The 26256-nt window shown below is 64.0% G+C and carries 12 protein-coding genes and 1 pseudogene; 5 read left to right on the top strand and 8 right to left on the bottom strand.

What is annotated here, in order from left to right; genetic code table 11:
* Positions 1-40: 40 nt before the first annotated feature.
* The 8 genes and pseudogenes from ABIC65_RS00890 to ABIC65_RS00855 form a co-directional block, all read right to left on the bottom strand.
* A complete protein-coding gene (locus ABIC65_RS00890; protein WP_354306326.1) occupies positions 41-1957 on the bottom strand; it encodes a M13 family metallopeptidase in 1917 nt (638 codons plus the stop codon).
* A gap of 618 nt (positions 1958-2575) precedes the next feature.
* Entirely contained in the window at positions 2576-13111 is a 10536-nt protein-coding gene (locus ABIC65_RS00885; RefSeq protein WP_354306325.1) for a hypothetical protein, read from the bottom strand.
* 21 nt (positions 13112-13132) lie between these two features.
* A complete protein-coding gene (locus ABIC65_RS00880; protein WP_354306324.1) occupies positions 13133-14554 on the bottom strand; it encodes a hypothetical protein in 1422 nt (473 codons plus the stop codon).
* On the bottom strand, positions 14551-18231 hold the full coding sequence (locus ABIC65_RS00875) for a hypothetical protein (RefSeq protein ID WP_354306323.1): 3681 nt from the start codon (positions 18229-18231) through the stop codon (positions 14551-14553). The genes ABIC65_RS00880 and ABIC65_RS00875 overlap by 4 nt, the downstream gene beginning before the upstream one ends.
* A gap of 6 nt (positions 18232-18237) precedes the next feature.
* Entirely contained in the window at positions 18238-18987 is a 750-nt protein-coding gene (locus tag ABIC65_RS00870; protein ID WP_354306322.1) for a hypothetical protein, read from the bottom strand.
* A 129-nt stretch (positions 18988-19116) separates the two neighbouring features.
* Complete coding sequence (locus ABIC65_RS00865) at positions 19117-19584, bottom strand: hypothetical protein (RefSeq protein WP_354306321.1); 468 nt, start codon at positions 19582-19584, stop codon at positions 19117-19119.
* A gap of 185 nt (positions 19585-19769) precedes the next feature.
* Positions 19770-19998, bottom strand: a pseudogene (locus ABIC65_RS00860) (transposase); the annotation flags it as partial.
* A 426-nt stretch (positions 19999-20424) separates the two neighbouring features.
* A complete protein-coding gene (locus ABIC65_RS00855; RefSeq protein ID WP_354306320.1) occupies positions 20425-20697 on the bottom strand; it encodes a hypothetical protein in 273 nt (90 codons plus the stop codon).
* Positions 20698-20943: 246 nt separating this feature from the next.
* Here ABIC65_RS00855 and ABIC65_RS00850 point away from each other — a divergent pair, with 246 nt between their 5' ends.
* The 5 genes from ABIC65_RS00850 (at position 20944) to ABIC65_RS00830 (ending at position 26122) form a co-directional block, all read left to right on the top strand.
* Positions 20944-21426: a DUF4402 domain-containing protein gene (locus ABIC65_RS00850; protein ID WP_354306319.1), complete on the top strand. Its 483-nt coding sequence runs from the start codon at positions 20944-20946 to the stop codon at positions 21424-21426.
* 1 nt (position 21427) lies between these two features.
* Complete coding sequence (locus ABIC65_RS00845) at positions 21428-22270, top strand: hypothetical protein (protein WP_354306318.1); 843 nt, start codon at positions 21428-21430, stop codon at positions 22268-22270.
* Positions 22267-24936: a hypothetical protein gene (locus ABIC65_RS00840; protein ID WP_354306317.1), complete on the top strand. Its 2670-nt coding sequence runs from the start codon at positions 22267-22269 to the stop codon at positions 24934-24936. The genes ABIC65_RS00845 and ABIC65_RS00840 overlap by 4 nt, the downstream gene beginning before the upstream one ends.
* Complete coding sequence (locus ABIC65_RS00835) at positions 24933-25469, top strand: hypothetical protein (RefSeq protein WP_354306316.1); 537 nt, start codon at positions 24933-24935, stop codon at positions 25467-25469. Before ABIC65_RS00840 ends, ABIC65_RS00835 begins: the two co-directional genes overlap by 4 nt.
* Before the next feature lie 140 nt (positions 25470-25609).
* Positions 25610-26122 carry a DUF4402 domain-containing protein gene (locus ABIC65_RS00830; protein WP_354306315.1) on the top strand — a complete coding sequence of 171 codons (513 nt, stop codon included), beginning with the start codon at positions 25610-25612 and terminating at the stop codon, positions 26120-26122.
* Positions 26123-26256: the final 134 nt, after the last annotated feature.

The following is a 26256-nucleotide window of genomic DNA, read 5'->3' as shown; positions in this document are numbered from 1 at the left end:
AGCGGCCTGCTACAGGCCGCTATGCTGTTCCGCGTCGTCTTCACCAGAACCGCACGCGCTGGGCGGGCGGCAGGTAGAGCTTGGCCCCTGGCTGCACACCGAAGGCCGCGTACCAGGCGTCGACATTGCAGACGACGGCGTTAACGCGGACCTGCACCGGGGCATGGCTGTCGATCGCCGCGAGCTGGCGGGCGGCGTCGGGGGCCAGCTTGGATCGACGCATTTGCGCAAGGCTGAGCAACAGTCGCTGCTCTCCGCTATAGCCAGCGATCCTAGCTGCGGGCCCGGTCCGCGTCTGATAGCGCGCATAGGCATCGAGAGCGGCCTGTGCGCCGATCAGGTCTGCGATATTCTCGCCCAGGGTGAGCCCTGGATCAACCTTGAGCCCTGGCAGCGCCTCGAATGTGGCGATCTGCGCCGACAGCGCCGCGGTCCGTTCCGCATAGGCGCGGCGTGCGGCCACACTCCACCAGTCCCGTTCGCGGCCTTCGGCGTCGATCCGGCTGCCCTGGTCGTCGAAAGCATGGCCCAGCTCATGGCCGATGAAAGCGCCGATCGCGCCATAGTTGACCGCCGGATCGGCCGCGGCATCGAAGAAGGGTGGCTGGAGCAGCGCGACGTTGAGGATCAGACTGTTGGTCGGCGCATAATAATAGCCGTTGAGGATCTGCGGCGACATCGGCCATTCCCGCGCGCCGGACCGTTCGGGCGCCGCCAGCCGGCGGCGGTCCAGCATCGCACGATAGGCCTGGATCCGCTCGACATTGCCGAACAGGTCGCGTGGGTCGAGGCGCAAACCGGTCAGGTCGGGCGGCGCCGCGCCCGCTTCTTCGAGCCGCAGGCGAAGGCTGTCGACCTTGTCGAGCGCACCCTCGCGCGTGACATCGTCCATCCAGGCGGCGTGCAATATCCGCTCCTGCAGCCCGGCCTGCACGTCCTCGAAGATCATCCGGACCTGGCGCGCCGTCGCGGGCGAAAGGGTGCGGCGGACATAGAGATAGCCGACCGCCTCGCCGAGCAAATCGTTTACGATCGCGACCCCCTGCGCATCGCGCGCGGCCGGCGGCTGCATCACGCCCAGCGCGATATCGAGCCGGTCCCGCGCCGCGACGAAACGATGCGGCAGGTAGCGGACATGCCCGTCGAGATAGCGCAGCGCGAGATAGGCCTTGGCGACCGGCAGCGGCGTCGCGTGCAGCACCCGCCCGAGCGATGCCAGGGCCTCGCCGCCCTGCACCAGGATCGGTCCATGGCCCGGATAGCCCGAAGCGCGCAGCATCATATCCCAGGGCCAGCCGTGCACCGTGCGGCGAAGCTGCGCAGGCGACAGCCGCAGCACCGGCGCGGTGCGTCTTGCCGCCCCGTCCAACTGATGTTCGGCGATGCGAGTCTCCAGCGCGAGGATCTTGGGCGCATCCGCCGCCCGCCCACCGGACGACCGCAGCAACTGCCGGAGATAGGCCAGATAAGCCTGGCGATAGCCGGCATAGACAGGCTCTCGACGGAGATAGAAATCGCGGGGGAGGCCCAGCGCGCCTTGCTCGATCGAGAGCAGCTCCCGGGCAGGCCGCGACGGATCGGGGGAAACGCCGATCGCGACGGGGCCGGAAAGTCCCGGCAGCACCATCGTTGCTTCCACCCCGTCGATCGAGGTTAGCCGGGCGATCCGCCGCAGCATCGGTTGCGCCGGGGCGAGCCCACGGGCCTCCACCTGCTGCTCGGCAAGCCAGCTGGCGTGAAATGCGCCCACGACGCGGCCAACCCTCCCCTCGTGCCCGGGATGCGCCGCCAGCGCATCGAGCATCTTGCGGACCTGTGCGTCGACATTGCGGCGGGCATCGACCGAGACGCCGACCGCATCGCTCCCCGGCGGCACCGGCGTGCGCTGCGACCAGCCGCCGTTAGCATAGCTCCAGAAATCGTCGCCGGGTGATGTCGCCAGGTCCAGCGCTTCCAAGTCCAATCCAGCGATCAAGCTGGCCCGTTGCGGCGATTCTGCAGCGACCACAATTGCTCCCAAGGTCACCACTAGCCCCGCACGCGCACGCCACATTCGGTTTAACTCCCGTTTATATATGTGGCATTAGACCATGTATTGCCCGACCGTCTGGTTAAACGTGGTAATACGGAATGAAGTTATGCATCGATTGAATGCATGACACATTCAATTAGATATTTGATAATTGACCATCGTATATCATTGTTTAATAACACAATCGAAGATCATTCGCTGAACTCTAACGACAAGAAGAAAATCAAAACCGGACTTCGATCCGCTTGACCAATAATTATCCACACGCGTCGGTCCAGCGCGCCCGCTACATCACACTGGAAAGGTTGCGCAGTTGAGCGATGATCCAATCGTCGCGCTGCCAGCAATGGCTGCATGGTCAATCCGCCCAAAGCAGGAAGATCCTCATGCCCGCGGCGAAGAAGCGCCACCACGTAGTGGGACGCGATCGCCATAGTCCGCCAGCGCCGCGGCGAAACGCATCTAACCGAAACTTGATGGTCCTGATCTGCCGGGGGCGTGAGGCGGCCAGCCTGCGCGTGCCGGTCGACGGAGGCGCACCCGCTACACCCGGGACGTAACCTGGCCGATCTGGATCAGCGGCTGCTTGGCCTCGCCGATCGCGCCAAACACCTTCAGCTCGATCTCCACTCGCGCCGCGCCGTCGGTGGTTGGCTGGTTGGTCGCGCGCCAATCGGCAATCACCTTCGCAAACGGCGCGACGAAAGGCGGTTGCACTGTCGGATCCACAACCGAGGGCGATGGCGTGAGCAGATTGATCGGCAAGCGGACGCGCGGGATCCCTGGATGATCCGCGACCAGCGCGTAACTGTAGAGCCCTTGCATCGAGACATCGGCGGCAGTCTTGGCATCGCCGCTGTAGAGTTGCCTAAAGAACAGGGACAATTGCGCCTCCAGGTCAGCCGGTGCCCCCGCCATCGCGTCGAGCGCAAAGCTCTCATAAATCAGCCGCGGCACGATCGGATTGGCGAAACGCACTTCGGGGGTCTGGAACAGGAAGGCTTCGTTGGTGCGCACCGTGCCGAAGTCGCCGATCGGGAACAGCGCGAGGTTGCGTCTGACGAACACCGACGCCCAGCCGCTTTGCAACGCCAGCACGTCGAGCGGCGCCATGGAAACCGTTCGACCGGCAATGCCCAGCGCTTCCTCGTCGGGAAGATAGACGATCGCGCCTTCGACCTCATGTGAATACAGATACGCGAGCGTCACGCCCGGCGGCAGCTCAAGCGGCGGAACGGGCTGCGCGGTATAAGTGTCCGGCTCGATCTCGATCACCGGCGCCGGCAGCGTGATTCCGCCGCCCGAGATCGTGCCGCCGCCCGCATCCCAGGTCGCGTCCATGCCGTTGATCGTGACATTGACGATATTGGTGCGGGCACGGCCGTCCGCATCCGCGTCGAGCGTCGACAGGAACTTGACGATCACGCGCGCCGGGTCAGCGGTCACCGCTGCCGCTTTGACCTTCAGGCTGGCGGCATAGGCGGTGGCGATGGCCTTGGTCTGGGTCGCAAAGGCGGTGACCGCCTTCTTTGCGCCGTAATAGGTAAGGGGATCGGGCTCTTCCCCGTCGATCTTGACGAGGAACAGGTTCATGTCGCGTAAGATCGCGTCGTAATTGAGCGTGAATTGGGCGAGCGCCGCGAACAGATCGAGGCTCACCGCATCGTCTGTACCGTTCGCGACCGCATCGCCCGAACCACTATATTCGATCGTGTAGGACACCGCGTCGGACGCGGCCTGCTGGTACAGATATTGGAACGCATAGCCCCATTTGTTGAGCGTCGCCGCATCGGGCGGGGGCACAGTGCCGGTCACTTGCCGTGCGGTCTGGCTCGCTACCGTGGGCGGAGTCGGCAAATTGCGGTTGACCACCGGAATGGTAGAAACGCCATTGCCCAAAGTATATGGGAACGGCCCGTTGACGAAGGCTAGCCAGCGCGATTCCACATAGCCTTCGATCCCGGGCACGCTGGCGCGATCGAATTCGAGGTGACTGATCTGCACGTCGAGCGTCAGCGGGACAAAGGCCTGGTCATCGACGTTCTTCGAGATGAACACGAACGCCAATCGCGGATCGAGAATCTCGTTCTCCAGCTTCACCGGCCCAAGCGGAATACGCGTCGGGGTCAGCGTGAAGTTTTGGTTGTTGGGTTGCCCTTCGACCGCCCCCATCGGCTGGCCATAGAGGTTGGGCGGGCCGGCGGGGTCGGCCCCGGAAGCCCCGCTGACATTGGTTAGGCCGAAAACGACGGCGGCACCACCGCGATAGGCGGCCCCGAGCTGATTGAGCAATTGCTGGCGCAGCTTTTCCGCCGCCGCAGCCTGCGTCGAATCGTCGGCTGCGCTGGTCGACAGGATCGGCAGCGCGGTGCCGCTGATCGCGTTCGCCAGCGTCTCCTTGGTGGCGAGCACCTCCCCCAGCAACCCGTCCTTGAGCGGATCGGCGACGGTGTCGAGCTTGTCGAGAATGAACGCGTGCGGCGCGTAGGTCGCGGACAAGAACTTGTCGATTGAGTCCAGCGTCGCCTGGAACCACTGGTTCAGATCGACGCCGTCCAGATTGAGGTTCTGGCTATCCCCGGTATCGTAGCCGGTGATCGTCACCGCGCCGCTTTGCAGCGCCTTGGCGACTGGCTTGGGCGCATAATAGCTCGGCTGGGTGCCGAGTTCGAAATAGATACCCTTGCCCGCTGTCTTGCCGAAACGCACCGCCCAAAGTTGCTGCGTCCCGCCCGCTGCATCCTCGCCCTGGCGCGAGAGACCCTCGCCGACCTTGAGGTACCAGTCCGCGGTCTGGAACATCTTCTCCAGCTGCACGCTGAACGCGGTGTAGGCGACATTGGCGTCGCTATCGGCGTGCGGCAGAATCGCACCCGACACGCTGAGTCCGTCGCGCAGCGCGGCGACCGATGGCTCGACCAGCAACGGATTGCGCGACAGCCGCAACGCGACGTCCATCTCGATGATATTACCCGCTGCGATCCTGGTCACGTCGACCGGAATGGACACGGTCGCCGCCGGAACAGTTCCCGGCTGGCCGGCGGCAATCGCGCCCAGATAGAGCACGCACGCGCGCACATAGCCGCGGATTGTTTCTGCTTCCGCGTCGAGCTTCGTCTCAGCCGTCGCCATCAGCGAATTGCTGACATACATCGTCACCGCGTTTCCGCTGACGCCGGGCACCGGCACCGCGACCTGCGAATAATCCTGATGCAGCTGGTAATAGATGCGGGTGTAAAGCTGGAGATCCCGCTCGGCTTGCGCCTGGCCGGTGGGCCCCTGATACGCTAGGGCGTTGAGCGCGAACCGCAACGCAAGCGCGCTATTGGCCGCGTCGTAGGTATAGCTGGCGTTGGTATTGATCCAGCCGCCCAGCCCAATGAGCTGATCGCGATACAGCGTCGGGACCGCCGAGCCGTTGAGCGCGCCAGCATAGGTCGGCGACGGCGCTTCGAACGGCGTGACGATCGTGTTGCCGAAAATGTCCCGCCATTGCAGCGCAACCTGTGCGGTGGTGCCCACGCCGAGATAGGGATTGGCATCCTTGCTCGGCAGCTTGGGGTCGCTTGGAACTGGCGCGGCATTGACCTGCGCGAACGCGTTGCTGACGCCCAGCGACTGGCGATACTCCAGCTCGGCCTCGGCCGTCGCATTGAGCCGGTCGCCGCGCGCATTTGCCGCGCGGACATGGCTGTGGAACGCCTCGCCCGCATCGTCGCCATGATCCTGCGGACCAAAGGGCAGTCCAAGCGGGCTTGGCTTGTAGAAGACGTTCTGGGCCAACCCCGCCGCCAGCGACGTGTAAAGCTGGTACATCGTATCGCGCGCAAAATCGGGATCGGTCGGCTTGTCGGGCGGCACGCCGTAATTGACCCGGTCCAGGGCCACGCCGAGGTTCTGTGGCGGCAAGAGATCGCGCAGGTCGAACAGTTGCGGGTCGATGTTGATCGGCGCCGCCGGAAAGATGCCCGGCGCATCGGTCGCGCTGCGTGCCAGCAGGTCGATGCTCAAGCCATAATAGGCTGCCATACTGTTGAAGCTTGCGCCCGGTGCGGCGGCTGGCGCGACTTTGTAGGTGACCGGGGGGATATAGAACACCGCTCCAAGCGCCACCGTGACGCCGGGATTGTGAGCCGCGATGGCCTGCCCGGTGATCGGGGGATTGCCTCCCACCGACACCGCCCCTGCCGCGAACAGAGCCGCCAGCTTGTCGAGCGTCGCCGCCGCATCGACCACGCCGCCATTCCGCACCAGATCGGTGTTGGTCAGTTGCCGCACCGCGCCGGTGATCGGGATCAGCGCGCCGGTCGCGAGGGCGGTGTCGCCATTGGCCTCCGCGATCTGCCCTGGTCCCGGCCCATAGATCGCCGACAAGCTCGCGAGCGAATCCGCTGCTGCAACCGGGGCGGTCAGGCCGACCGATGCCAGCGACAGCGTCTGGAGCGCGTCACTCTGCGGGTCGATCGCATCGGTGGTAACGAACGACGTGACGAAATTGGGCAACGTCTCGCCGAACGACGCAGCGCCCGCGGCAGCAAAGGTCACCACCACCGTGATCGTTCCCGAGCCCGAGGAATCGAACACCGCTGCGGGCAGCCCGGCGCCCGCCGCGATGTCCTCATAATACAGGTAATAGCCCCCGCTGCGGACCGTGCTCAATTCCCACAGCAAGCGGATGAACTCGCTTGGCGTGTTGGCTATGCCGCGGGGTGGCGCGCCTTCGGCCGACAGCCCCCGCGCGCTGCGCATGGGCGGGTTGGTCTCTGTCGAAAGGTTGGTCTGGGTGATGAAAGCGAGGAAGGCGTCGTCCGCCGGCGTCACCAGCATCGGCTCGCCCGGCCCCGCCTGATTATAGAGCAGGAACACGCCTGAGGCCATGTCTTCGCCAAGATCGTTCATCGCGGTGAGGATCCGCTCGAGCCGGACGCCATCGGCCGAATTGGGGCCGACCAGTTCGTAAATGAACGGCAAGGAGGGGGCCGAGGCCGCACCGCTCGGCAATTCACCCGCGCCGGTTTGCTGGGCGAGCAATTGCGCATCGGGCAGCCGTTTGATCTCGATGTCGATGCGCGTGCACCACGCCCAATTCGCGAGCGAAGCGAAGCTGGTCTGCCCCGTTGCCGGGTTTGTGGTGCCGACTTGCGGCTGGAACCGCGGCAACACTTTGTAGGTGTCCCGCGTGTTGGGGAGCACGGCCTGGATCGATTGCTCGCGCGCTGCCACCAGATTCATCTGTGCGGGCGGCAGCGCCCATAGCGTCGGTTGGATTTGTGCGGCGACAGCACCATCCGCGAGCGTGGACACGCCCGAGCGATCGGTGAGCAGCGTCAGATGCGGCACCGAACCGCTCGACCAGCGCGCGAAGCCGGCAGCGGTGAATGCCTTGGCCTGTCGCTCGGCGAGCGGCAGCGCCGTGAAGCCTGGGCTCGGCACGAAGTTGCCGGGTATTTTTGCCCAGTCGGTCAAGACTTTCAGGGCCGCATAGGCCGCCGTCAACTTCACCTCCATCGTGAGTTCTGTTTTGTCCGAAGACTTGCCGTTGAACTGGATGAAGTCGAGAGACACGTCGTGGCTCATCGCCGCGCGCACCACGGTGAGGTCATAGTCAGTCGCCGAGGCGGGCACCGGGAATTGCTGCCCGGTTAGTTGATAGACGCCATAGGCTGACTGACCGCCGGGATAACGGAAGGCGTTCGACAGACTCAGCCCATTGCCGGATGGCAGCCGCAGACCGTAGACGAGGAAGCGCGAGACCATCCCGGCGGTCTGGCCGACTTGCCCCGTCGCCGCGATCGCATTCCATAGCGCGCCGACCGACAGCGCCTGAAGATTGGCCACGGTCAACAGTCCGCCCTCGGCATCGGGTGCGAACAGGCCGGCAACCCCGGCATTGGCGTCGGCGATCGCAGCGGTGGTCGTCTGGAAAAGCTGGGCCACGCTGGCGAGCGTGTCGGTCGATGCGCCATTGTCGCCCGTGCTGGTGGTATAGGCGATCGGCGGGATCGTCAGCGGCAGGGTCGGCGTCAGCAGTCCGGGCGTGGCGTAGAGCACGTTCTGCCCTGCCAGCGCCTCGATCGTGATCGGCCCCAATTGCAGCGCGATGTCGTCGAAACTGTCGCCTTGGCGCGTGACGACATTCTGCGGCTGCCCAGCGGCATTGGTCAGCGTCAGCCGGACGCCGCCCTGCAGCATGTGCCGGGTGCGGTTGGCGACGATTATCTGGCCCGGAGTGGTTGTCCAGCGTGCTGGCGTTGCCGTGTCCGAGTAACGCGTGGCGACGCTCTGCAGCGTGTCGCCGGTCTGCGTGACGAACGACAGGCCGTCGATGCTGAGCGACACCTTCGCACCAAGCGGATGATTGACGTTGGGCAATGCGACGTCCGCGATCGTCAGCGCGTTGCCGGCCACACCGTTGAGTTCGGTCAGGATCGTCTCGATCGAACTGCTGCTGGTCAGCGGATAGGCATAGCTCTTGAGCGCGTCGGCGCCCGCCTGGAGCAATTGCCGCGCGATCAGCGTGAAGCTGTCGACGAACACCAGCGCGGCCATCGATTCCGCCTGTGCGTCGAGCGTCGCCGCCACCGGTTGCTGGCGGTTCTGCGCATCGATCTGCGCGGCCACCTGCGCGAAGAGCGCGCTGATCGCGGCCGCATAGCCCGGCGTCGCCGTTGCGTAGGTCTGGAAGTCGATCGGCAACGAATTCTGGACGGGCTGGGCATCGGGGGGGGTGAGCGACAGTCCGTCGAACACTGGAAACAGGACCGAACCCTTTTCCAAAGCCGCCTTCAGGCCGCTCGCATCGGCGAAAGCGGGATCCTGAATGTTGAGCGTGAAGCCGTCATGGAGGAAACGCAGCAGAGCGCCGATCGTCAGCACCGGATTGGCGGTATCAGCGAGCCGGGTGATATAGGCTTCGAGTTCCGCAAGCGTGACCGATGTCGCAAGCGTCTCAGCCAGATCGACAGTGTCGATATGGGGGTTACCGAGCGCATCGATGATCCACGGGAAATAGAGGCGGCAAAGCGTGTCGAACGACGTGTTCCCCGCCCCCGCGCCCGCCGCGGGATCGGGCGCATCCATCGCCAGCAAGAAGACGAACGCACCTTCATTCTGCGCCGGGTCGGTCGCGCCCTCGGGTGCCAGCACGGTATATTGCGCGCCGGCCAGCAGGTTGAGCATGGGGGCGGTGCTGGCGTCGGTCGCGAACGCCCCCCGCTGCATCGAGGCGGGGGCAAGCCGCTTGGGCTTGGGCCGCAGGGTGCGGGCGAGCCGGGCGGCAGCATCGGGACCGCGCAGGAAGGGTTGCGGCGCGGCCAGCGCCTCGCGCATCCCGTCGCTGCCCACTTCCCATGGCGCGGTCTGGTACGAGCCGAGGATGAAGGTCGCCGACACGCTCGTCGAGAAGGACAGGCTGATCGAGATCGAAAACAGGCCCAGGTCGATCTTGACCTTCAGACTCACGGTTACGCTGGCCGACGCAATCACCGGAATCTCACGATAGCATTCGTAGGTGATCTGCAGGGACAGGACGATCCGCACGTTGATCGACGCGGAAATGATCGCGAAATCGACGCTGCCATAGAGCAACCCGATGATGCCGACCGTGCCCGAAACCTTGAAATAATAGTCGCTCTGCAGCGCGCCGCCGCTCGACGCGCGCACCAGATCGGTGCCCGAGGAATCGTACGGGTGCCATGGCGCGATCACCCCCTCGATGATGCCGAACACCGTCAGCGCAAAACCGGCCTTGAGCGGGCCTTTCTCAAAATTATAGCCGAGGCCGAGTTGCAGCCCGAGGCCGAACTCGATCACCGGGTCGAAGGTGCCGAGATTGGTTTTCGGAATTTTCGTAGATGTCGCATTGGACAGCTTGCCGAAATAGACCCCTCCCGATCCCAGCACCGGCACGCCATAAACGATCACCGAAATCGAGAAAGAACGCCGGAAATCGAGATTATAGGGAAAACCGATGTCGATGAAGAAGTCGCCATTAGTGTAGACCTTGACGCCCAATTGCGGCAGCGTGATCGATACTGCACCGAAATTGAGGTTCCGGATGATATCGGGGAATGTGAATTCGATCTGATAGACGCCGATGTCGTCCGTGATCTTCTTGTAGAGAATATCGATAACGAGGTTGGCCAGCCCGCCCATCTTCTCGCCTGCGAGGGCGAGCCGCAGCCCGTAGAGATTGGGATCGTTGAATACGAGCATCGCATCGATCGACCAGGTATTGCCGACTTTCATCAGGCCCATATGGCCCGCGATGATCCAATTGTTCGACTGGTTGTAATATGGCTGCCCCTTTGCGCCGCCCTTATTCGCATTGGGATCGACCGGGTTGGTCTTGCCGGTTGTGCTGGGTACGTTCTGGAGCGCGCAGATCACTTCCTTGGTGTTTTTGAAACTGTCGTAACCGGTGATTCCAATCCGCTGACCCAGCACCAGCAGGAACAGCTTGAACCATTGCTCGCCCCGGCCGGGGACGGTCGGCAAGTTCTGGACGTCCTGGCCCTTGGCAGGATCCAGGAGATTCTTGAACGCCGGGTCGGTCGCGGCGAGCGGGCTCGCCCCTTCAATCGCCAGCGTGACCTTGCCGTCGGTGTCACGACGGAACGTCAATGCGGTGATGCTGATGAACCCCAGATTGATCGGACTCGACAATTGATAGCTTGCCGAAAGCCGCTGGCTGAAGCTTTCGCCCTCCTTGAGCGAGACATTGACGCGCAGCGCATCGAGCGAAATCTGGTTGAGCAGGGTCCACGGTGAATCGAGCGTGAAATACGGATTGCCGAGCGTGCGGACCAATGCTTGGATCAGCGTGCCGATGCTCCAACCCTTCAGGCTGAACGTCACCAGTTCCTTGCCGCTTTGCCACTCCGCCCGGAAGCCTTGCCATTCAACGAACAGAATATTGTTCGTGCCCAATGCGGTGGGCATGAACTGATAGCCCATGGTCAGCCGGAGATTGATAGCTGAATAGATCCACGTGCCCTGCGCATACCCTGAAAACTGCTGATTGACCGGCTTGTTGCCGTCATAGCTCAGCCCCAGTTTCGCAGGGTCGATCCCGACCGTCTGATCGCCGAAGGCAAAGGTCCAGCTGAAGGCTGTGGCGATATCGTAGCTGGTCTTCAGCGCCCCCGTCTCCGCCGGGATCACCGCGTCGATCGAGAAAGCGGTGATGACAAGATTGCCCGGGATGAAGGACGGGAAGCCGTAGCTGGAACCGGGGCTGAAATATTGGTTGATCAGATCCGACAGCGGCAGCGGGCGGGACAGCGATGCGCCGAGCTGCCAGCGCTTGGGCGTGACGAACCCGTCATACGCGACGCTGACGGCGGCCTCTAACGGCCCGACCTTAAGGAACCCGCCGATCCCGGCCTGCCACTGCGTTCCGGACCCGGCCTGCGCGGCGAGTGCGATCGCCTGTGGCCCGGCGGATTGCAGGAAGGTGGTCGCGTTAGCACCGCTCTTGGTCTGGGTCGGCGCCTTCGCGGCCACGCGGACGGTGCCGTCGCGAACGGCCAGGATCGGTTCGCCATTTACCTGCAACAGATTGAGATCGAGGCTGAAACCCGAACTGAAACTGAAGCTCTGCGCGCCATAGTCGATTGCCAGCGCGATATCGCCAAGCTCGAAATCCCCGATGCTTGCCTGATCGAGCACCACCGCCCCGCCCGACAGGGTCGCCAGGAAGTCGCTGAGTTTCGCGGTCCCCGTGAAGTTCGCGTAGAATTGCCGCTGCGAGTTGAACTTGACCTGGAAGAGGCCGTCCCCCACCCCGCCCGGCCCCTTGAACACGCTGGTGGCCAGCGTGAACGTCGTCGAGAAATCATATAATTGCTGTCGCGCGGGCGGATCGAACGGATAGGCCATCGCCCAGTTGAGCGAAAAGCTGTTGATCGTGAAATCAAGCGCTCCGGTCGGATCGGGCAGAATCGTCCAGCGCGTGTTCTTCGAGCTGCCGATGTCGACCGAAAGCGAGGTAACCTTGTACGATGCGCCCATTTCGCCGGAGATCGAAAAACCATTGAGCCCGACAAAGGTAAGGAATTGCTGCACCGTATCGGGCGTGGCGGCAAGGTAACCGCCGTTGCCGCCCATCAGATTGATAATGGCTGCCGGCGTGATCGGCGTGCCGTCTTCCGCGACCGACAGTCCGATTGTGTAGCTCGTCGTGGCACCCGGCGTGACCGCCACATCGAGCGTGTAGCGCCCGGCATTGCCAACGTCGAAGCGCGACGAAATCGCCAGCGTCGGGGCTTGGTCACCCGCGTCGGGATCGGCCAGGGGATCAGCGAGGATCAGCGCGCCATCCACCACCACCGATTTGTCCGGCGCGGGGATCGTGATCGTGACGCTTGGGTCCTCGACCGTGAGATAGGTGAGATTGAAGCTGCCGTTCTGGATCGCCGCCGACAAGCGACCGGGCGGGAACAGCACGCTCTCGCCATTGAACGCCGCCATGTTGAGCGGCCCGCTGAGCAGCAAGTCCCCGGCCGGCGCGTGGAGCCCGTCGAACAGCGGCAGGAACGGCGCGACGATTGCGGGAAGCGGCACCGTCGCGTCGAAATTCTGCACCGCCCCGCCAACGACGGCGCGGCCCCTGGTGTCGCCAATGGGATAGGTGCCGCTCTTGGTCGAGAATACGAAGGTGACGCCCTTCAGCGTCGGAAACTGGTTGAACGGAAAACCGTTCATGAATTGAAAGGAGTCGGTCCATTTCCACCCGGCCGGGGTAGTTTCCACCTGCACTACCAGCGCGTCGCCATCCACGGTAAAGACCAGGGTTGCCTGCGCGGCCAGCGGCACCGTGACGCCAACGAACGGAATGGTCGCGTTCGTCACCGTGAACGCCGCGCCGGACACCGCACCGACATCGCTCTTGGCGACCGTGACGGTGAAATCCGCCGCTTCCGTCAGGAAGAATGCCGCGCTAACCCAGCTATCGTATTCGGCTGGAACGCGCACCGCTGGATCGGCTAGGCCGGCCGTCAGGAATGCTGCATCAAGCGCGAACGCCTTGTCCCCAGCGGCAGCCAAAACCGCGGCGCGCAGATTGTCGATGGCGCTCATGTGATGCCTCTCTCCCTGCGCCTAAACGGTCACGTAGATTCCGAAGTGATCGCTGGTGTTGCGTAGCCGTCCGTAATTGTTCCAGCCGGTCATCATGCGCGCCATGGCGATGCCGGGATAATTTGCCGAGACCGGGGCGAAGGGCCAGCCGATCGGCGGATTGCCAAGGATCGGTGGCATCACGATCGTGCCCTGCGGCGGGTTGTCGGCAACCACACCAACCGCATTGAGCGGGGTGCCGGTAACCAGGTTCATTACCGTCGTCTCGTAATTGTGACCACCCAACGGCCAGACCAGAACATTGTCGATCGAATAGACCGGCGTCGCTGTAAAATCCGATCCAACATACCCGTAACCTGGGTAGTAGCTGGGATTGAAGATTCCATCCGACCATAGGAAAAGCGATGCAGCATCATTGTGCTTCCCGCGAATATGGGTGGAGAAATAGCCGCGATATTGGTCTAGATTGGCGGGTGCCCCCGCGGCGGTGGGATTGAGCAGCACGCTGTAAGCATTGGGCGCATTGGTCAGCGGATTGTACGCACCCGACGGCGATCCGTCCCCCGCCAGCAAATTGATGTTGAAATCGCCACCGATGATCCGGGTCTCGTTTGCCCCGAGCGGGCCGACGACGTCAGGCAGCGCCGCCAACACGTTGATATAGACTGCTGCGGTGTTGTTGTTCGGCGGGGAGTGAATGGCAAACAGCGTCAGGTCGCGCTGGATTGCGCCGCCCACGGTATTTGCCTCGGTAAAGGTCGCCATATATGGCTGGCGTAACCCCGCGAAATCGACGTCGGTGCCGTTGCCTGTCCCGTCATCGAAGTTGACCCGCGCGGCAACCAGGTTTTCGGCAACCCCGGCATTGTGCAGCGCCGCCGCCGGAATCTGGCGCGCGCCGCCGAAGCCGTGCGGGACAAGCATGCCGTTGATATTCACGGTGCCGATCGGCAGCGGTATTCCGGTATAGGGTGCCGCCAGCGGTGCCCCCATGCCCGGCCGCACCGAAGCACCAGCAGTACCACCGGTCCAGATATTGGGACCCGTAAAATAGCGAGAGATCGTGCCGGCATCGTTCGTGCGGCGATACAGGATTCCGATCGTCTCCGCCCTGCCCCCGGTGCCGATATACAGCGGAGGAACGGCGTTCCACCCGCCGGGAGTGCCGGCAAACTGATTGAAGCGGTATTGGAGGTGCGCGATCGCCTCAAGCCCACCCGTCGGCGTCGCCAGATCGCCCGCGATGTTCTCGCCGGAACTTACCTCGACGATCACAATGATGTCGGGCTGGGTCGCGTTCAACACATAATTGATCACGCTCCTGCGTTGTTGCGCGGCCACCTGATCCTGCAATCCGCCATGCCCGGGGCTTACCGCGGTCGAGGCCGAGAAAATCTTGTTCACCGAGAATTGCTGGATGTTCCAGATAAGGACCCTGGTCATGCCGGCTCCTCCGCGTGCGTCTCGGCGACCGGGGCGAATGCCAGCGATTGGCTGCAGCCGGGATTGTCGTCGGCGACATACGCGGCATACCAGCCCAGGCTGCCGCTGCTATTGGGGTCGCCGAACAGGAAGAACTGGATATTGGCCGACGGCGGCAGCTTGACGATGCCGAAGATCTTGATCCCGATATCGTCGATCCGCAAGCAATAGAAGAAATCCTGCTCGCCCGCGATCAGTGTTCGACCCGGGGCCTTCGCGACCGGCTGGCGAAGGATCGAGACCGACCCAACCGCCACCTTGAGCACGCCCTGAAGGCTGAACATGCTCGCCCCCGGGGCCGCACCGGGTAGGCTCATCCCGATGAACAGCGAACGTTCGCTGTCGGTGCCCGTGGTGGCCGGCGACCACGCCGCCAGCAATTGCGACTGGAAGCCCATGCCCGACGCCAGCGCGCCCGGCCCGCCGAGCGTGATATCATACACCGCGCCGAACCACGGGCCGCCCAGCTCGGCAAGGTTCAGTTGCGAGGTCACCGGCAGGAAGCCGAAATCGCCGGGCTTCTGGTCGCCCGTCGCGTTGACGAAGCTCTTGAGTTGTAGCGCAAAGCCGCGGAACAGGCTTTCATCGCGGGGTGCCGACGCGTTGAGGTCCCAGGCCAAATTGCCGGTATCGACCGCGAAGCGCTTGGCACTCGGCGTCGTTGCCGGATAACTCATGCCGATCATCAGACCGGAGAAAGCCAGTCCCTTGCCCAGCGCCGACGGGGGCGTCCCGGCAGGGCTTCCAAACGACAGCAGATCCAGCGTATCGCCCATGGTATTGGTAAGCGCCGTGAAATCGAATGCGCCCCACACCAGGAAGCTGCTGGCCACAGTCGCGCCATTGTCGCGCGTGCCCAGCGTGTTGAACTGCACCCGGTTGAAGGCAACGGCTGGCAGCACGTTCGACGGGCTGATCAGGACGTTGGGATCGTTCTGCTCGAACACATAGGACGCTCGGCCATTCTGTTCGACATAGCTGCCGCCCAGCACGATTCCAGGGAAGGGCTGTCCCTGACCGGCATTGAAGAGCTTGGTGACCGGCGCTGCGAACAGCGCCTTGATCGAAAGCTGTATATGGCTCTGGAACCGGACCAGCTTGGCATGCTCGAACAGCGATTGGAGCTGCAGCACGGTGAAATCGAAATCGCCCTGCATCGACACCGGCACGGGCACACTTGGCCCCACACCCGCCGCGATGTTCGCCGCGTAGAGCGGGTCCTCATAATCGATCAGGCCGAACAGGCTGGAATTGCCTTTCGCCATGGAGATTTGCGAACTGGCCTTATCGACCTCGACGCGGCTGACGGTGAAGCCGAAATGATGCGCCGCGAACCGCGTGAAATCGATCCCCGCAGCCAGCCCGGCAATCTCCTTCGGCAAATCCTGCGCGCTGAGGTCGGCGGCGAGCACGATGACGCCGGTCCAATCAGGATCGGCCGCGATCTGCGCAAAGTTCTGGTAAAATGCGCCCGACGGGCCGGTCGACTTGGCAATTGCGGCGGCGATATAGTCCTGCAGCCATTGCGACAGGCCGGTATAAGACAGCGCACGGGTTTCAGGCGGGGTTCCGGGCAGGATCGAGAACGTCTCCGCGGCCGTCCAGCGGTTGGGATTGGTCACGCGCTCCAGCAGCGACCCGGAGCAGAATTTCATGATGAGGACGTTCTTATACGCCGTAGCGGACGCGCCCGCGCCGACGTTCGCGGTCATCGTCCAGTCCGCCATCCTGACGGTGTTGCTGAAGGTCGCGCTCACCGCAGGGTCGGTTAAAGGTTCGGGGTTGACCGCCACCATGAACAATTGGTTGGTCTGGAGCGCGTCCTGCATCGCCACGGTCGGATGAACCAGCTCGAACGGCAGCACGCTCGCCTCGCCCGTCTGCGGTGACGGTGGCGGTGGCGAGGGCGGGAGCGGCGGGATCAATGACTGCGCCATCGTCACCTTCAGATAGGCGCCGGTCGCCGGGTCGCGCTGGACGATGAAACCTTGCGGCGTCGTCCCATCGATCGGGGGCGTCTCCATCGCCCTGGGCCCCGCGCTGGCAAAAGTGCGCGTCGCCTGCGCGCGTGCCGCCCAGGTATCGGCACCATAGCTAGAGATCAGCGTCTTGCGCGTGGCAGCGATGATCTGACTCTCGAACTGCACCAGCGTCCTGCCATCCACGCCCGCCGCCCCGCCATATGGCACAAGCGGAAAGGTTCTGTCCGCTCCTTGCGCCAGCGGCATGGCGGGCGGCGCCGATCCGAGCACCGCAACATCGTCGGCATTGGGCGCGGGATCGCTTGGCAGCGCCGCGTACAGCGCGCTACCTTCGGGTTCGGCGGAATACGCGATGCTCCCCGCCCCCGCGACCAGTGTCGACCAGCCCGTCTGGTAATCATGCGTCAGCCGCGGTGACACGGCACCGCTGTCCGGCATGTTCAAATCCGCCGTTTCGAACGGAAAAACCGGTGCATAGCCCGGGCGCGCTGGGATCGTATGCAGCAGATCATTCCGTGCGGACGGTAGCGCATGGTCATAGGTGATGAAGCTCAGCGATTCCGATCCGAACACGCCACCCATCAGGCGCTGCGGCGTGCCCGCGACAATCTTGTCGACGCCCAGCCCGTACTTACCGGTCAAACCGAGATAGACAGCAGCGGTACCGGTCAGGGCCGTCCGCATGGCACCCGTCGCCCAGGCAAAGCCACCTGCGCCCAGCGCCGGGGCAATATCGGCGTCGTCCGAGCCGAGCGGCGTCAGCACCACCGGCAGTCCACCGGTTGTGCGATACTGGCTGACCAGCCCCGGCGCGCCCTTCAGCGCCATTCCAGACCGCAGATACCCCTGCTCCAGCGAGGCCGCCGTGATCACGCGGTTCGCCGGGTCGGACGGGTCGAAGCTGCCGGCCACCGGCAGGCTGGGCGGCAGTTGCGACACCGCGAACGCCTGGTAATCGATGGTCTCGACGCTGCTGCTCGTCTGGTTGTTGACGACGTAGCGAAAACCCTGCCCCAGCCCCTGTGCAACGAACGCCAAATTCGTATCCAATACGCCGCTAAAGGTAGCACACCCCGTATTGGCCCCCGTAAACGGAACGAAAGCGCTGATCCGATTGTCGGCGCCGGCGCTAAGCTGAATGCCGAGCGTCTTGAAACCCTTGTCCCGGAAACCGATAAACGGCGGCACGGCGGACGCGGAAGCGTACACTTGCAGCGCCCCATTGCTGATCATCAGGCGCGTCTGCGCCAGGATGTAGAAGCTGGCATTGGTGCCGAACCACAGGTTCAGATCGTCCGTCGCCTGATAGACGTTGGCGATGAACAGGAACGGCAGGCCGTATTGCTTGAAATCGCCAAACATCCCAGGATCACTGGGCGAGGCCAGCCACACGACCGCGCGATTGCGCGTGGCCCCGGAGATGTAGCGCAAAGCCTTCTCTGCGAACCCCGCCGGATCGGCATCGAGGCCTGCTGGCCGTGCCGCGCAGAAAAGATAATGCCCGTTATAGGTCGTAAGCGAGCTCTGAAAGGGGATACTTGCAGGTAAGGTTCCACTTGCCAGGAGGTAGCCGGCCCAACCGACCGAACCGGCTACCCTGGTTTCATAAACCGAACTCTTCCCGACTTGCTCGAATTCTGGTGCGGGCGCGTTCATGTCCGCTCACCCGATTGGGAAGATGCCGAGCAACGTCCCGTTCAAATTATACAATCCTCGATCGTCGATAATCTGTCCGACGATGATGGTGACCGTATATTGCGTGGCACCCAGCGCGGCATATTGAACCGTGATGCCCGCTTTCCACGTCGTCGAGCCGATCGTGATATCGGCAGCCAGCACGGCAATATTTTGGGCCTGAGACACCACCGGGTTCCACACCGGGATGCGCCCCTGATATTGAAAAGACACATACGTGGTATTGTTCATGTCGCCGCTTGGCGTCGTGACAACATTGCTGTTAGGGCTGGTCGGGGTGTTAATGGTCGACAGCGCCTGGAACGTCTGAACGTCGCCGCCAGAAATTTCGGCAGGCGGCTCGCTGCCCGCGGCGGAGGGCTTCGCGATCGGGAAGATCCCTAACGTAAGGCCCGCCAGCGAATAAACCCCGCGATCGTCCACGATCTGACCAGAGGTGATCGTCACCGTATACTGGGTTGCCCCCAGCGCGGCATATTGGACCGTGATACCAGCCTTCCACGTCGTCGAGCCGATCGTGATGTCGGCACCAAGAACGACCTGCTGCTGCGCCTGCGAAACCGCGGGAGTCCAGACCGGGATGCGCCCCTGATATTCGAATGTCAGCTGGGTCGTATTATTTGTGTCACCAGACGGGGTAGCAACCACGTCAGTATTGGGACTGGTCGGCGTCGTTGTTTTCGCCGGAGCAGCAAAAATGGTAATTGCCTCTGACATAAAATACCCCCCCCTTGCTGAAACAAAATAAAGCCTCAAGATGTCATTTTACATAGCCCGACTCTTGATGATGGGAGAACGATATCAGTTTGATTCTGTGAGAGTCAACAGATGACGGTGAGTCCAAAATCATGTATCAAATTGGATTAATCCCGATCGCTTTACGTTCTTCGAAGCGTAACATGGCCCATATTGGATTCTCCCTTCTCGAATGGATTTGACCGCTTGCTTCATGGCGGCACCGCGGGAAAAGCTGCCGAGTAGCGTGCCGCTGCACTGGTATGTTGTCCCGTTGTCGATAATCTCGCCAGACAGCAGCACGGTATAGGTGCCGCCCATCGGGTTGAGCGTCACTTGCAGTCCCTTCGTGAGGATGATCCCGCACGCCGTGATCGATTGGCCCAGCGTAACTTGCTGGGTCGCGATCGACAGTAAAACCAGCCATAACGGAACGCTGTTCTCAAAGTAGAAAGTCACCCAGGTCGAGTCGTTGATATCGAATGTTGCTTCAGTAAGGGCGTTGCAGTTTGTGGTGAGCTGCTTGTTGACGGATTGACCGGTCATATAGGGCAATGGCGCCGAAGCTAGCTCTTCCATCCTCCAACTTGGCACAATGCTGTCCCCGCCTTAAACCCGATTTGCCGAAGGGCATTCCGCAGGCTGGCCGAACACTGGCCCCGCCTATCGTGGCTAATCTACTGCGCGGACGATCACCTTAGAATTTCTTTGCGCTGTCGGGTAGTGGGGCGATCCGTCGTGAATTCTGGTAGCTAGGCCGCACTGCGGGGGATGACCTCGATAACGAAGTCCATGTAATTGGCCTTGTCCGTAAGCTTGAGGCGATCGTAGGCGCCATCGGCGAAGATGTGTTTTCACCCACGCCCAGCGCTTGCGGATGGCATCCAGAATGGCCTCGGCGCCAGCACTGTCCGAGATGTCGGCCGTGCTAGGGGTCACCCGGAACCGGCCCTGAACCCGGTAGACGATCTCCCGAAGCCGACCAGGCGCTTTACTTAACGGGATGACCCGCCCTGTCTTCCGAAGCAAAATCGCAGTGAAGGGGGAGAAAGGAATGGCGATACGAGACAAGCCCAGAGACGCAGCCGTGTTCGGCATCATATTGGCGAAACGGTCTTTCACGTTGTCGGCCTCGACGCGGCTGGCGCGCCGATCCAGAAGGCAACCTTCCACCGGGAGACGCTGCTGCAATTCTTTGCGCGCGCATCTCCTGTGCTTCTCCGCGCAGGAACCGCTTTCGATGCTGCGGCAGATGGGAGGCAACGCTCGGTACAAGACGGCAAAGCGGCTCCGCAGCCCTGTTCTCAGATATTTCGCCACGGGATCGCGACCGCCCGTGCCGAGCGTGACGTCGCCAACGACCTTCGCAGCGCGCTGATCGCGCCCAAACACGCCGACCGCCGCCTGAACGGTCGGCGATCAACCCGTTAGGCGTTCGGCGCCTTCTACTCCTAGGCCTCGGCGGTCTCGCTGACGATCAGCGATGTGCGTCGCAACGAAGGCCATTGCAGCGCGACGGGCGTGGGATTGGAAGGTCGTGGCATGGTGGTGCACGCCCTTCTTGCCGTGGTGGCTGCTGTCGGTCGACGCCGCGCTTGCAGGATGAAAAATGGTGGAGGCGCGGATGCGGAAGCAAGGAATGCCGGAGGGCGCCGAGCGTGCGTAGTAAAGATGACCGATCAAAAAAAGCATCTCGATTTGGTAGTACGCCGCGGCATTCACAGATCGAACGGAGGCATAATTGCGCAAATGATCAGATCAGCCCTTCCCGCAATCCGATACTGATACGTAACGATGACACGTAGAAACACCTAGCGCAGTAGATTTACCAATTGCCAGCTATAAGTCTTTGTGGGTGAAGGCGGTTGTTGCCTTCGCATCGAACTTCAGGTGGGGGTAATCGGAATGTTTGTGCGTGTGTCGTTTATTGTGTCCGCCATGTTGCTGCCGAACGCAGTAATGGCGCAGACCTCTGCTTCGGGCACCGGCTCGCTGACCGTCATTCAGCCGCTGACCATTACCAAGAATGCAGACTTGCAGTTCGGCAGCGTCGTTCGACCGGTGTCGGCCGCCGGCGCAGTCGCAGTCGCAGTGACGGGCGCGCGGACGGTGACCGGCGATATTCAGGCGCTGGCGTCGGGCGACACCCCGCAGGCCGCGCGCTTCACGATCTCGGGTGAGGGTGGCCATGCCCTGTCGGTGACGATCCCGGCATCGTTCACCTTGGCGAACGGATCGCAATCGCTGGTCGTGACGACCAGCAACAACCTCACCGGTGCCCTCAGCGCGCAGACGCTCAGCGGAACCGCGGGCGGCGCGGGCACGCTGGACGTGCGCGTCGGCGGCACGGTGGCGCTGGCGACGACCACGCCCGCCGGCCTCTACACCGGCGCCTTCACCGTATCGACGGCGTACAACTAAGATGTTCGGCATCCCCGGGGCGCTCCGGCGGACCGGCTTCGCGGTCGGCGCGTCGATGCTGGTCGCAGCCGCGCCGGCGGCGGCCCAGGCGGGCAACCTGGGCCTGTCGCACCACCGCGTGGTGTTCGACGGCACGTCGCGGACCGCCACGATCTACCTGTTCAATCGCGGCAGCGTGCCCGCCGCGTTCCGGATCGACCTGATCGACATGACCATGTCCAGCGACGGCATCATCCGGCCGGTGGCTGCCGACGCGCTCGTGCCCGAGCATTCGGCGCGCGACGTGCTGGAATTCACCCCGCGCCGGGTCCTGCTCGGACCGCAGCAGAGCCAGGCGGTGCGGATCCGGGTGCGCCCCCCCGAAGCGTCGGGCGAGCTCCGCAGCCATCTGGCGATTACGGCGTTGCCCGCAAGCGACGCCCCGCCGACGGTCGAACGTCTCGACAATGGCGTGGCGAACGGCGTGGCGGTGCAGATTTCGACGCTGTTCAGCGTCAGCATCCCGATCGTGGTACGGACCAACGCCAAGGCTGCCTCCGCGCATATCGACAAGCTCCAGGTGACGCGCGGCGGTACCGCCGCTGGCGCGACGCTGCGCTTCGACCTCGTCCGCGATGGTCCGGGCTCGGTATATGGCGATGTCGAGCTGGTTTCCGGTCGCGGCCGGGATCAGCGGGTGCTCGGCAGCATCCGCGGCATCGCGCTCTATCCCGAGACCGACCATCGCACGGTGCAGTTGGCCGCGCCTGCAGTGGCACCCGGCCAGACCGCACGGCTGGTTTTCAGCAACCGCGAAGCGCCCGCTTCGGTCGAGGTCGCTTCGGCGAACCTCATCATCCCGTGAAACCCGTCCGAGCGGCCGGATGCGGGCTGCTCCTCGCCACGATCAGCGCGCCGGCTTTGGCCAGCGCGCAGGCGAGTGGCCCGGCCGGCGTGCGCGCCTGCCCCTCGGAGGACATGCTCCTCTGGCTCGAGGTCCGCACCGAAACCGATCTCCTCGCCGAGACGATGGATGCCTATGCCGGCACGAGCGGCACGCTGCTGCCGCTCGGCCAGTTCGCGCGCATTCTCGATCTGGGGATCGTCGTCGCTGCCGATGGACGGCATGCGAGCGGCGCGATCGACCCGCGAACGCGCCTTGCCGTCGATCTCGATGCAGGCACTGCACAGCTGGGCACGACCAAGGTCGCGCTCGGCCCCGGTGCGTGCGTGCGCAAGGGCGATATCTATCTCGCCGCGGAAACGATGGAGAAGCTGCTGCCGGTGCGCCTGCGTGTGGCAGCCGACGCACAGCTGTTGCAGGTCACGCCGACGGGCACCCTACCGCGCGTCCGCAATCGGGAGGTCGCGGAACGGCGCGCAGCGCTCTCGCAGCTGGCGTCTGCCGAAGCGGCAATACTCGCGAATGATCCCTATCGGGCGTTCAGCGTGCCCGCGGTGGAGGTGAATGTCGGACAGCGCCTGGGCAGCGGCGACGTGCTGCAATCGCGGTGGCTGGGCGTGCGTGCGGCCGGCGATCTCGCCTTTGCCGGTTTCCGGGGCTTTGTCGGGCTGGACTCCGCCGGGCCGGCCAACGTCCAGCTCACCCTGGAGCGTACCAGCGCGGACAACCGCGCCCTCGGCATTCTCGGCGGCAGCCGGGTCGCGGTCGGCGACGTGGCGACGCCAGAGGCACTGCTCGGCGCGCGCAGCGTGGCGGGGCGCGGCATCTTCTATTCCTCGGCGCCGCTGCAGCCCTTCGACTTCTCGCACCCGCTCGTCCTCGAAGGCGATGTGGCCGATGGCGAGCAGATCGAAGTCTATGTCGACGGCACGCTCCGCGCCGCCCGCGCTGCGGCGAGCGGTGGCCGCTACCGCTTCGACAATCTATCGCTCGGGATCGGCGATCATCAGGTCCGCATCCTGTTCTACGGCCCGCAGGGGCAGGTACGCGAGGATGTCCGGTCGTTCCAGCTGGGCTCCGGCCTGCTGCAGCCGGGTCAGACCGCGGTGCGCTTCAGCGTCGTCCAGCCCGAGCGGCCGCTGCTGCGGATGGAGGACGGGCCCTGGTCCCGCACCGGGGACGCCCTGCGCGTCGTCGCGCTGGTCGATCGCGGGCTGAGCCGCAGGATCACGGCGCATGCGGGGCTGACGCGGTTTCGCCCCTGGTATGGACAGGAACGCCTTGCCGGCACCGCCGGGATCAAGGCGATGCTGGCGGGCGCGGCGCTGGACGGGGTCGTCGGCTTGGATAGCCGTGGCGGGCGGGCCGCCAGCCTGCTCTTTGGTTCACGTGTCCGCGGTGTCAGCCTCCGGATGCTGCACGCCGAATATGCCGGCGGCTTCGTCGACGAGACGCGCGATCCCATGTCGAGCGGCGCGCCCTTGCGCCGCGCTACCGACGCACAAGTCGATCTGGCGGCACCCCTGCCGGGCGGCCGACGCATGCCGATCGCGTTCGACATCCGACGGATCGAGCAGCAGGACGGAACCCGCCGTATCGAAGCCAATGTGCGCGCCGCCGGCATGGTCGGCGCTACCTATATCAACGTGATGGTCAGCCGGCAGGGCTGGAGCGGGGGCGTCGCGGGCGCCCGGCAGCTCGCCTCGATCGAAACATCGACACCGCTTGCCCCGGCGCTCCAGCTGCGCACGGGCCTTGCCTATCGGGTGACCGGACGCCCCGGCATCGAGAGCGCCTATGTGTCGACGCAGGTCGCAATGGCGCAGGGCGACATGCAGGTCATCTTGTCACGCCAAGGCGGCGCGCCGTCCCGGTTTCGGCTGGACGCCTCGTACCGCCATCGCTTCCGGCACTTCGATCTGACGACGGCAGGCGGCTACGACGTTCGGACGCGCAGCTGGCGCGCAGCGCTGCAAGTCACCTTCGCCTTCGCGCCGACCGCGCGGCGAGGCTATGGGCTGGCCCCGTCGAGCGTGGCGATCAGCGGTCGCGCGGCGATCCGCACGTTCCTCGACGCCAATGGGGATGGCCGTTGGCAGCCGGGTGAGAAACCGGTGGGCGGCGTGCAGGTCTTTACGCCCGCCGGTACCGTGACCACCGACGCGCAGGGGCAGGTGCTGGCGGAGGATTTGGGCGATACGCTGCCCGCCCAGCTGCGGATCGACGCATCGCAGAGCAGCGAGCTGTACCTTGCCGAGCTGCCGGGCGCGATCCGGCTGGTGCCGCGCCGCGGTCGCACCACGCCGCTGGAGATCCCGCTGCGCGCGGCCGGCGAAGTGGAAGTGAAGCTGGAGATGGCCACGGCGGACGGCGCCCAGCCGCTCACCGCGGTGACGCTTGAGCTTGTCGCCGAGCGCGGCGGCGCATCCTTCCCGGCACGGACCGACAATCTGGGGACGGCGATGTTCGCGGGCATTCCGCCCGGACGCTACCAGGTCCGGATCCTCCCCGCCCAGGCCGCGCAACTGCGTCTGGCGCTGCAGGCGCCGGATTGCGTGGACGTGCCCGCACAGGGCGGCTTCCTGCGCATGAAACCCCTTCTGGCCCAGAGAGTTGAAGACGAATGATGCGACGTTCTAGGATGTCGTGCGGGCTAGCCGCATCGCTGCTCGGCCTGGCGGCAACGCCTGCCGCTGCGGAGGTGACCGTGACCCTGCCGGTCGCGACCACGCCTGCGCTTGGCGAGATCGTGGCGGGGACGATGCCGACGGTGTTTCGCATCGGCGTGGACGGTTCGGTGACGCGGATCTCCGGCAACGCGGTCCGCCTCAGCAATGCACCGGTAACGCCGCCGACAATGCGGCTGACTTGCGGGCTGCTCAACCTCGCCAGCCTTTGCCTCGTTCGCAACATCCGCATCACCATGGCGCCCCAGGCAAGCGGTACGATCGCGTCGCTGACCCTGTTCCACATCGGCGCGGTTGCCGGCACCACCTTCAACGGCGGGGCGCCGGCGGATGCGAGCACGATGAACTTCCAGCTCAACCCGATGGGTCTCGGCAATGTCGTCACCATCCAGTTCGGGATGGATATCACCGTAGCGGCGGGGCAGCGGGGCGCGACGGTGACCCGCTACACCGTGAACGCCGATTTCGTCTGAGGCGGCGGAGGTTGCCCCTTCGGACAGATGCACCGGATAAACCATTTTCAAGCAGGCATTGGTAACCGACGCGCGCCTATCGCGTTTCTCGTGGTCGCAGGCAGACCGAAAATCGGCTGCCGTCAAAACGAGAATGATAGATGCTTTTCCGTACGATATGCCCGGCGTTCGCGCTTCTATTGCCGCACGTCGCGATGGCGCAGGTCGCCGAAACGGCGACGGGATCCCTGACGATCGTGCAGCCGCTCACCATCACCAAGGATGCAGACCTTCGATTCGGCAGCATCGTGAAGCCATCGAGCAGCGGATCGGTTGCGATCTCCACGGCCGGCGCGCGGAGCGTCACCGACGGCGTCCAGGCATTGAGTGCGGGCGACACACCGCAAGCGGCGCGCTTTACCGTCTCGGGTGCGGGCGGGCGTGCCCTGTCGATCCAGATACCGCCCTCGATCACCCTCAGCAGCGGCCCGCATGCTTTGCTCGTCACCACGACGAGCAATCTCGCCGGTCCACTGGCCGCACAGATGCTCAGCGGCACGCCCGACACCTCCGGGACGCTGGAAGTCCGTGTGGGAGGCAGCGTTGCGCTCGCCAGCACCACCGAGCCCGGCACCTACACGGGCGTGCTGACGGTGTCGGCCGCGTATAACTGATGGCGGTTCGCGCGATCTGCCGCGGCGGGTGATCCTGGAGAGCGACGACGATTCGTCCGATCGGATGCCGAACCACTTGGCGCAAATGCTGGCGCGCTGCCGCTCTGAAACCTTACACACACAAATGTTAAGGG

Origin of the sequence: Sphingomonas trueperi, from assembly GCF_040545665.1 — a bacterium.
Classification (GTDB): domain Bacteria; phylum Pseudomonadota; class Alphaproteobacteria; order Sphingomonadales; family Sphingomonadaceae; genus Sphingomonas; species Sphingomonas trueperi_B.
The sequence above is the reverse complement of the archived record's forward strand: the minus strand, read 5'-3'. Positions and strand labels throughout refer to the sequence as shown.

What these genes read in the sequence shown, in the direction of transcription:
- ABIC65_RS00885 (WP_354306325.1), bottom strand. Translation starts at nt 13,111, where the DNA reads ATGAGCGCCATCGACAATCTGCGCGCCGCGGTTTTGGCTGCCGCTGGG.
- ABIC65_RS00880 (WP_354306324.1), bottom strand. Translation starts at nt 14,554, where the DNA reads ATGACCAGGGTCCTTATCTGGAACATCCAGCAATTCTCGGTGAACAAG.
- ABIC65_RS00875 (WP_354306323.1), bottom strand. Translation starts at nt 18,231, where the DNA reads ATGAACGCGCCCGCACCAGAATTCGAGCAAGTCGGGAAGAGTTCGGTT.
- ABIC65_RS00870 (WP_354306322.1), bottom strand. Translation starts at nt 18,987, where the DNA reads ATGTCAGAGGCAATTACCATTTTTGCTGCTCCGGCGAAAACAACGACG.
- ABIC65_RS00865 (WP_354306321.1), bottom strand. Translation starts at nt 19,584, where the DNA reads ATGGAAGAGCTAGCTTCGGCGCCATTGCCCTATATGACCGGTCAATCC.
- ABIC65_RS00855 (WP_354306320.1), bottom strand. Translation starts at nt 20,697, where the DNA reads ATGCTTTTTTTGATCGGTCATCTTTACTACGCACGCTCGGCGCCCTCC.
- ABIC65_RS00850 (WP_354306319.1), top strand. Translation starts at nt 20,944, where the DNA reads ATGTTGCTGCCGAACGCAGTAATGGCGCAGACCTCTGCTTCGGGCACC.
- ABIC65_RS00845 (WP_354306318.1), top strand. Translation starts at nt 21,428, where the DNA reads ATGTTCGGCATCCCCGGGGCGCTCCGGCGGACCGGCTTCGCGGTCGGC.
- ABIC65_RS00835 (WP_354306316.1), top strand. Translation starts at nt 24,933, where the DNA reads ATGATGCGACGTTCTAGGATGTCGTGCGGGCTAGCCGCATCGCTGCTC.
- ABIC65_RS00830 (WP_354306315.1), top strand. Translation starts at nt 25,610, where the DNA reads ATGCTTTTCCGTACGATATGCCCGGCGTTCGCGCTTCTATTGCCGCAC.